At 66.3% G+C, this 7,361-nt stretch carries 6 protein-coding genes; 4 read left to right on the top strand and 2 right to left on the bottom strand.

The features are described from left to right. Positions 1 to 153 precede the first annotated feature (153 nt). Positions 154 to 951 carry a pirin family protein gene (locus F1735_RS31955; RefSeq protein ID WP_167240844.1) on the top strand — a complete coding sequence of 266 codons (798 nt, stop codon included), beginning with the start codon at positions 154 to 156 and terminating at the stop codon, positions 949 to 951. A gap of 13 nt (positions 952 to 964) precedes the next feature. On the opposite strand, the gene F1735_RS31950 is transcribed toward F1735_RS31955, so the two are convergent. Then, positions 965 to 1,468 (bottom strand): Lrp/AsnC ligand binding domain-containing protein, encoded by a 504-nt coding sequence (locus tag F1735_RS31950; protein WP_167240842.1) that lies wholly within the window; start codon positions 1,466 to 1,468, stop codon positions 965 to 967. 102 nt (positions 1,469 to 1,570) lie between these two features. On the opposite strand from F1735_RS31950, the gene F1735_RS31945 reads away from it, so the two are divergent. Beyond that, positions 1,571 to 2,863: a D-amino acid dehydrogenase gene (locus F1735_RS31945; RefSeq protein WP_167240840.1), complete on the top strand. Its 1,293-nt coding sequence runs from the start codon at positions 1,571 to 1,573 to the stop codon at positions 2,861 to 2,863. Between the two features lie 357 nt (positions 2,864 to 3,220). After that, positions 3,221 to 3,883 carry a CCXG family PEP-CTERM protein gene (locus F1735_RS31940; RefSeq protein WP_187364416.1) on the top strand — a complete coding sequence of 221 codons (663 nt, stop codon included), beginning with the start codon at positions 3,221 to 3,223 and terminating at the stop codon, positions 3,881 to 3,883. Positions 3,884 to 3,923: 40 nt separating this feature from the next. On the opposite strand, the gene F1735_RS31935 is transcribed toward F1735_RS31940, so the two are convergent. Beyond that, on the bottom strand, positions 3,924 to 6,125 hold the full coding sequence (locus F1735_RS31935) for an NHL repeat-containing protein (protein WP_229506068.1): 2,202 nt from the start codon (positions 6,123 to 6,125) through the stop codon (positions 3,924 to 3,926). Between the two features lie 102 nt (positions 6,126 to 6,227). Between F1735_RS31935 and F1735_RS31930 the strand changes: the two genes are divergently transcribed. Beyond that, positions 6,228 to 7,175 carry an SMP-30/gluconolactonase/LRE family protein gene (locus tag F1735_RS31930; protein ID WP_222853141.1) on the top strand — a complete coding sequence of 316 codons (948 nt, stop codon included), beginning with the start codon at positions 6,228 to 6,230 and terminating at the stop codon, positions 7,173 to 7,175. Positions 7,176 to 7,361 lie beyond the last annotated feature (186 nt).

Here is a 7,361-nt window from a genome sequence, read left to right as displayed (position 1 = left end):
GCAGTACATCGAACAGCAGCAGACGCCGCACTAGACGCACCAAACCGGACGGCTGCGCCGTTCGCGCTCTTGACCCCGCCCTGAAGGGCGAGGTTTGCCGCGCAACCGATCAAGCGCCTGCATCCCGCGCAGCGCGACGACATTGGCGATCTGATGACCCAGCGCCCGCTGCCCGGACCGTACGCCGAGCAGATCGATCCCTTCCTGTTTCTCAATCACCATGGCCCGCAGCACTACCCGCCAGGCAACCGTGGCTTGCCGTTCGGGCCGCATCCGCACCGCGGCTTCGACACCGTGACCTTCATCATCGACGGCAGCCTGATGCACAAGGATAGCGCCGGCCACGAGAGCGTCATCGGCGCCGGCGGCGTGCAATGGATGACGGCCGGCAGCGGCATCGTGCATGCCGAAGTATCGCCGCCGGCGTTTCGCGAACAGGGCGGCCAGCTCGAAATCCTGCAACTCTGGATCAACCTGCCGGGACGCCTGAAGATGACGGCGCCGGCCTACACCGGGCTGCAGCGGGGCGATATTCCGACGCTGCAACTCGATGGCGGCAAGGTCGACCTGCACCTGATCGCCGGCGCATGGGATGGCAGCGCCGGCCCGCTGCCATCGCTGACCGGTGTATTCATGTCTACGGTGGAGATGCGCGCCGGCGGCCAGTTGCACGTGCCGGACCTGCGCGCGCGCAATGTGTTCCTGTATGTGGTGCGCGGCGCCGTGGAAGTGAACGGCGACCGCGCCGAGGCCTTCCACCTGGCCGAACTGAGCGAGGAAGGCGTCGCCCTGACGATTACCGCCGAGACCGACGCGCTGCTGATCTTCGGCCACGCCACGCCGCTCAACGAGCCGGTGGTATCGCACGGACCGTTCGTGATGAACACGAAGGAAGAAATCCAGGTCGCGATTGCCGACTTCGAAGCCGGGCGCTTCCAGCGCTTGCGTTAAGGCCAAGCCCGCATCAGCCCTGCGAAAGGAGCGCCTCGGTCGACAGCACCAGGGTCTCCTTGATCTCCTCCATCACCACATAGCTTTTCGACTGCGCCGCGCCGGGCAACTGCAGCAGCATGTCGCCGAGCAGCTTGCGGTACTCGGCCATCTCGTGGATGCGCGCCTTGATCAGGTAATCGAAGTCGCCCGACACCAGATGGCATTCCTGCACCTCGGGAATGCGCAGCACCTCGCGCCGGAACTGTTCGAAGGCCGAGGCCGACTTCTGGTTCAGGGTAATTTCCACAAACACCAGCAACTTCGCGCCCAGCGCGGCCGGATCGACGCGCGCGTAATACCCGCTGATGACGCCGTCGCGCTCCATGCGCTTGACGCGCTCGATGCAGGGCGTGACCGACAAGCCGACCCGCTCGCCCAGGTCCTTCATCGAGATGCGCCCTTCGCGTTGCAGGATGCGCAGGATGTGGCGGTCGAGCTTGTCGAGACTGCGGCTTGATTCTTTAACGATGCGCATGAAATTCCACTAAATAAGTGCAGTTATACGTGAACAAAGACTGGTTGAAACCCAATAATATAGCGGAAATTCTTGCATCCACACTTAATCTTCGGAGAGACCATGCGTGTCGTCATTTTGGGCAGCGGCGTTATCGGCGTGACCACGGCTTACTACCTGGCCAAGGCCGGCCACGATGTCACCGTGCTCGACCGCCAGCCCGGTCCCGCGCTCGAAACGAGCTTCGCCAACGCCGGCCAGATTTCGCCCGGCTACGCCTCGCCATGGGCCGCGCCCGGGATTCCCCTGAAGGCGATGAAATGGATGCTGCAGCGCCACGCCCCGCTCTCGATCACGCCCGACGGCACCACCTTCCAGCTCAAGTGGATGTGGGACATGCTGCGCAACTGCACCGCCGACCGCTACGCGGTAAACAAGGAACGCATGGTGCGCCTCGCCGAGTACAGTCGCGACTGCTTCAAGACCCTGCGCGAAGAAGCCGGCATCCGCTACGAAAGCCGGCAGCAAGGCACCATGCAACTGTTCCGCACCGAACAACAGTTTGCCAGCGCGGAAAAAGACATCAAGGTGCTGCGCGATTCGGGCGTGCCGTACGAGCTGCTCACGCGCGACCAGCTGGGCCAGGCCGAGCCGGCGCTGGCGCTGGTCAAGGACAAGCTGGTCGGCGCGCTGCGCCTGCCTAATGACGAGACCGGCGACTGCCATCTGTTCACCACGCGCCTGGCCGGCATGGCCGAAGCGCTGGGTGTGCGCTTTCGCTACAACGTCGCGATCGACCGCCTGGCGGTGAGCGGCAACGCGATCGCCGGCGTGCATTGCGGCGACGAGCTGGTACATGGCGACGCCTACGTGGTCGCGCTAGGCGCGCACTCGACGGCGTTATTGACATCGATCGTCGACATTCCCGTGTACCCGATGAAAGGTTACTCGATCACCGTGCCGATCACCGACGCCAGCAAGGCGCCGGTCTCGACCATCCTGGACGAGAGCTACAAGATTGCCGTGACCCGTTTCGAGGACCGCATCCGGGTGGGCGGCATGGCCGAGATTGCCGGCTTCGACCAGCGGCTCAACCCGCGCCGCCGCGCCACGCTCGAGATGGTGGTGGGCGACCTGTTCCCTGGGGCCGGCGACAGCGCGCGGGCCACGTTCTGGACCGGACTGCGCCCGATGACGCCGGATGGCACCCCGATCGTCGGTCGCACCGCGCTGGGCAACCTGTTCCTCAACACAGGGCACGGCACCCTGGGCTGGACCATGTCGTGCGGCTCGGCGCAGCTGCTGGCCGACCTGATGTCGGCCAAGCGCCCGGCGATCCGCTTCGACGACCTGTCGGCCGGTCGCTACCACGGCCGCGGCGGCGGCGACGCCCGCCTCGACCTCGCCAACGCCTGACACCAAAACTCCTACCCCCGCACCAAACCCGCCTACAACCGGGGTCAGAGCTTTAATTAGCAACAAAAACGTTGCTAATTAAAGCTCTGACCCCGGTTGTAGGTATTTTGACGGCCGGGTAGGAAATGGACGTTGTAAAAGGTGGACAGCGCTGATGAAAGAAGTTGGCGGATGAGAATTCATGTTACTCTTTGGCTACTGTTCGTGCATCGATACATCTCCGATGCACCGTGATTCAGCGCCAGCACCCAGACTGACCGTCCATCGCATGCCTTGGACGCTCGTGCGGAGCGAAAACTTCTTTCATCCCGACCGCGCCGCCGTTGCGTGCGCACGGTCCTCGTCCAAGGAAACCATATGAAAAAGACTCTCTCATGGGTATTCGCCGCCGCTGCCCTGACCGTCGCCGGCAGTGTCTGCGCCAGCACGATCACGATCGAATCGGCTTCCGCCACGCCATCGGGCATGCTGTCCGACGCCGGCGCCTACCAGAGCGCCGTCAACGCTTCGCTCAAGGGCGCGGCCTACAGCAAGACCAGCGTCGAGTCGTACAACAACATCACCCACGCCAGCCTGTTCGGCGGGAGCAGTAATTTTGCGCTGAAGTCGACCATCAATTTCGGCGTCACGCAAGCGAACGCCGGCCTCTGGCAGTTCCGCGCAGGCGTCGATTTCGGCTACGGCGGCGCGCTGTTCCTCAACGATGTGGCGCTCGACGTGAAAAGCCATGATATGTGGTGGGCCGGCCAGTACAACAATGCATCGCAGTACTTCAACGCGGCAGTCAATCTGGGCGCGGGCAACCATACCCTGACCATCTATGGCTTCGAGGGCTGCTGCGACGGCGGCCAGCAGGCGCAGTTCATGGCGCCCGCCGGCACGTTCGTCAGCTTCAGCAATGCGGATCAGCTGGTCAGCGCCGTCCCGGAGCCGGAAACCTATGCCATGTTCCTGACCGGCATGGCGATGCTGGGCTTTCTGGCGCAGCGCCGCCAGCGCCCGGCCAGCGTCAACGCTTGAAACATGCCGGGGCAGGCCGCGCCACGCCGGCCTGCCCTCGTCATTCCACCGTGATCGGCAGGTCGCGTCCGCTCTGCGCTTGGTTGCCGACATAGTCGGCGGCGAAGATGCGGATCAGGTAGTCGCCCGGCGCCAGCGCGGCCGGGTCCCAGCCGCCGGTTTTGGCCACGCCGTCGCGCACGGTGTTGGTCACCACGTACAGGAAACGCGTCGTCGCGCTGCCATACACGGTGATGCCGCTGTTGTCGGCGTACGCCAGCTTGACGCTTTCCGGGTCCGGCGGCAGCTTGTTAAATTCGATATTAACCAGCGGCGCGGCGAAGCCGGCCAGCGGCGTGCCATCGGCCTGCAAGACCTGGTAACCCACCTTGTACAAACCGAGCTTGCGGCGCGCGGCGTTGCCGTCGGCCTGGTCGTAGGCGTCGACCACGATCCCCAGCGGCCCGGCGCCGCGCGCCACCATCACGCGCTTGCCCGGCTTGCGCACCAGCGCCGTGCCGGCCGCGTCGACCAACTGGATCTTGTCGATGCGCGGCGCCACCTGGTCGGTAAAGCCGGTAAACGGCAGCACCAGCGGATTGGCTTCCACCCCGCCCGGCTGGTACACCAGGTGTACGTGGTACATGCGGTTGACCGTGCCCAGCGCGTCGCCGACGTGAAAGCGCGTGCCGCGCCGCACGCGCATGCGCGCCGGCTTGCCTTTCTCGTTATTGAGCATGATGAAGCGCGCCGGATCGAGCGGCGCATCCTTGCCGGTGCGCCCGACCCGCATGTGGATGTAGGCCATGCCGTCGATGCTCATGCCTTCGCCCACTTCCCCGAAGGCCCAGTTGGCCACGGGGCTGCTGACCTTTTCGTCGGCTACCGCCAGCACCGGCACGCCCATGTCGGCCTGCACGTCGAGACCGCTGTGGAAGTGGTGGCGGCTTTCGCCGTTGTAGCTGCCGCGTACTTCGCCGATGGTGCCGACCACTTCGTGGCGCTGGTCTTGCGGCTTGAACGGCCACGGAAACCGCGCGGCCGCTGCCGGCGCCGGCCCGGATGCGAGTACGCCAGGCGGCGCAGCGGCCGGCGCGGCGGTGGCGACCAGCGGCGCCGCCTTGGGCGCCAGCACCGCGCTGGCGCCGTCGCGCCGCGGCGAGACCCGATGCACGGTGCGCCTGACGGCGTCGCTGACATACAGCCCGCCCGCGCGGTCGAGCGCGATGGCACTGGGGCGGCTCAGGCGCAGCGCCCGATCGTCACCGACCTCGATGTCGACGCCGATGCCGGTCAGGCCTTGCAAGAGGCCGTCGGGAGTCACTTGCAGGATGCGCCCGCGCCAGATGTCGCCCACGTACAGGAAGCCGTCATGCGTGAGCGCCAGCGCGACCGGGCGCCGCAGCAGCGGTTTTTCGGCGTCTTCCGGCGCCTTCGCCAGGGTGCTGACCTGCCCGTCCGGGGTCAGCTTGCGCACCGCGCCATTGCTGGTGTCGGCCACGTACAGCGTGCCTTTGGCGTCGACCACGACCGAGGTGGGCGTGTCGAACCGGGCGCCGGCGAACGGCCCGTCCACGTAGCCGGGCGCGCCGCCGGCCAGCGTCGTGACCATGCCGTCCGGTGCGATCGCGCGGATGCGGTCGTTGTAGGTGTCGGCCACGTACACCACGCCGGCTTGGTCGACCGCCACGCCAACCGGGCCGTTGAAGATGGCGACGTCCGCCTTGCCGTCCAGGTAGCCGGCCACGCCGCCGCCGGCGAGGGTGCTGACCGCGCCTTGCGGGGTGACTTTGCGGATCGCGTTGTTGCCGGTATCGGCGACGTACAGGTTGCCGGCGCCGTCGATGGCCAGGCCGGACGGGGTGTGGAACGCGGCCGTCGCGCCGCTGCCGTCGGCAAAGCCTTCCTTGCCGCCGGCCAGGGTGGAGACCACGCCCCCGGGCGTGATTTTGCGGATGCGGTTGTTCTCGCCGGCGTCGGCCACGAACAGGTTGCCGTCGCGGTCAACCACCATGCCGAAGGGGTCGGAAAAGCGCGCCTGCGCCGCGCCGCCATCGGCAAAGCCGGCGCTGCCGTTGCCGGCCACGGTGCCGATGCTCACCGGCCAGCCCAGCACGGTCGGCTGCGGCTTGATGCCGACCAAGGCCGCCACCCCGGCCACCGAGGGCGGCGCGCCGCGTTGCAGCGCGTACCAGGCGCCGCCCGCGCCAAGGGCGCCGATGGCCGCCGCGATCAGCAGCGGCTTCGTGTATTTTCCGTTCAAACTTGTCACCTGGCTGCGCATTATCAAAACACGCAGCTTACCGCATCATCAAGTACACTGGTTGCCGGCCGGATGAGCGGCAATTTCACGATCGGAGTTTTCATGATGAGCTCGACCCGGCTGGCGTGTACGCTGGCCCTGGCCGCCTGCCAGGCGGGAACCGCCCTGGCCGCCGGCGCGCCCCCGGCCACCCTGGAGCGCTTGCACGTGGCCAGCGCCCTGACCGCGCCCCAGTCCTTCACCTTCGGGGTGGAAGGGCCTGCCGTCGATGCCGCGGGTAATGTGTATGCGGCCAATTTTGCGCGTCAGCAAACCATCGGCAAGGTCAAGCCGAACGGCGAGGCCGAGGTGTTCGTGACCCTGCCCGGCGCCAGCGTGGCCAACGGCATCCGCTTCGGGCCGGATGGCGCCATGTACGTGGCCGATTACGTCGAACACACGATCTACCGGATCGATCCGGCCAGCGGCGCGATTGCCATCCACGCGCGCGAGAGCGCCATGAGCCAGCCGAACGACCTGGCCATCACGGCCGCCGGGGTCATCTATGCGAGCGACCCGGACTGGAAGAAAAACAGCGGGCGCGTATGGCGCATCGAGCGCGACGGCAAAGTGACGCTCGCGGCCGACCAGCTCGGCACCGCCAACGGCATCGACGTCAGCCCGGACGGACGCACCCTGTATGTGAATGAAAGCGTGCAGCGCGTGGTGTGGGCGTTCGCGATCGCGCCCGACGGCACGCTCGGCGGCAAGCGCCGCATCGCCAGCTTTGCCGATCACGGGCTCGACGGGATGCGGGTCGATGTCGACGGCAACCTGTACGTCACGCGGATCGGCAAGGGCACGGTGGTCAAGCTGTCGCCGGAAGGCCGCACCCTGGCCGAAATCGCCCTGCCCGGCAAGAAGCCGAGCAATATCAGCTTCGGCGGAGCGGACGGGCGCACAGCGTATGTGACCGAGGTGGAGCACGGACAGTTGCTGCAATTCCGGGTGGCGCGTCCGGGGCTGGAGTGGCAGCAACGCCAGGCCGGCGGCGCCAGGGCGGCGCAGTAAGCGCAGTAAACAAGGAACAAGGAACAAGGAACAAGGAACAAGGAACAAGGCGCCGGCAGGCTGCTAGCCTGAATGTTGCACAAACCACCGCCGCAGCGCCGCTTTTCCGATGCAGGACCTTTTCAACTTGAATCGGAATGTCGCGGGCGATAGCGTCCCTACCCAATTGAACGGGACAGTCAATGA

The organism is Massilia genomosp. 1 (assembly GCF_011682185.1).
GTDB classification, from domain to species: domain Bacteria; phylum Pseudomonadota; class Gammaproteobacteria; order Burkholderiales; family Burkholderiaceae_D; genus Telluria_A; species Telluria_A rubra.
This window is presented reverse-complemented; position numbering and strand designations above follow the sequence as displayed.

Bases quoted from the DNA above. Each gene is read 5' to 3' on its own strand.
- F1735_RS31955 (WP_167240844.1), top strand. From the start codon at position 154: ATGACCCAGCGCCCGCTGCCCGGACCGTACGCCGAGCAGATCGATCCC.
- F1735_RS31950 (WP_167240842.1), bottom strand. From the start codon at position 1,468: ATGCGCATCGTTAAAGAATCAAGCCGCAGTCTCGACAAGCTCGACCGC.
- F1735_RS31945 (WP_167240840.1), top strand. From the start codon at position 1,571: ATGCGTGTCGTCATTTTGGGCAGCGGCGTTATCGGCGTGACCACGGCT.
- F1735_RS31940 (WP_187364416.1), top strand. From the start codon at position 3,221: ATGAAAAAGACTCTCTCATGGGTATTCGCCGCCGCTGCCCTGACCGTC.
- F1735_RS31930 (WP_222853141.1), top strand. From the start codon at position 6,228: ATGATGAGCTCGACCCGGCTGGCGTGTACGCTGGCCCTGGCCGCCTGC.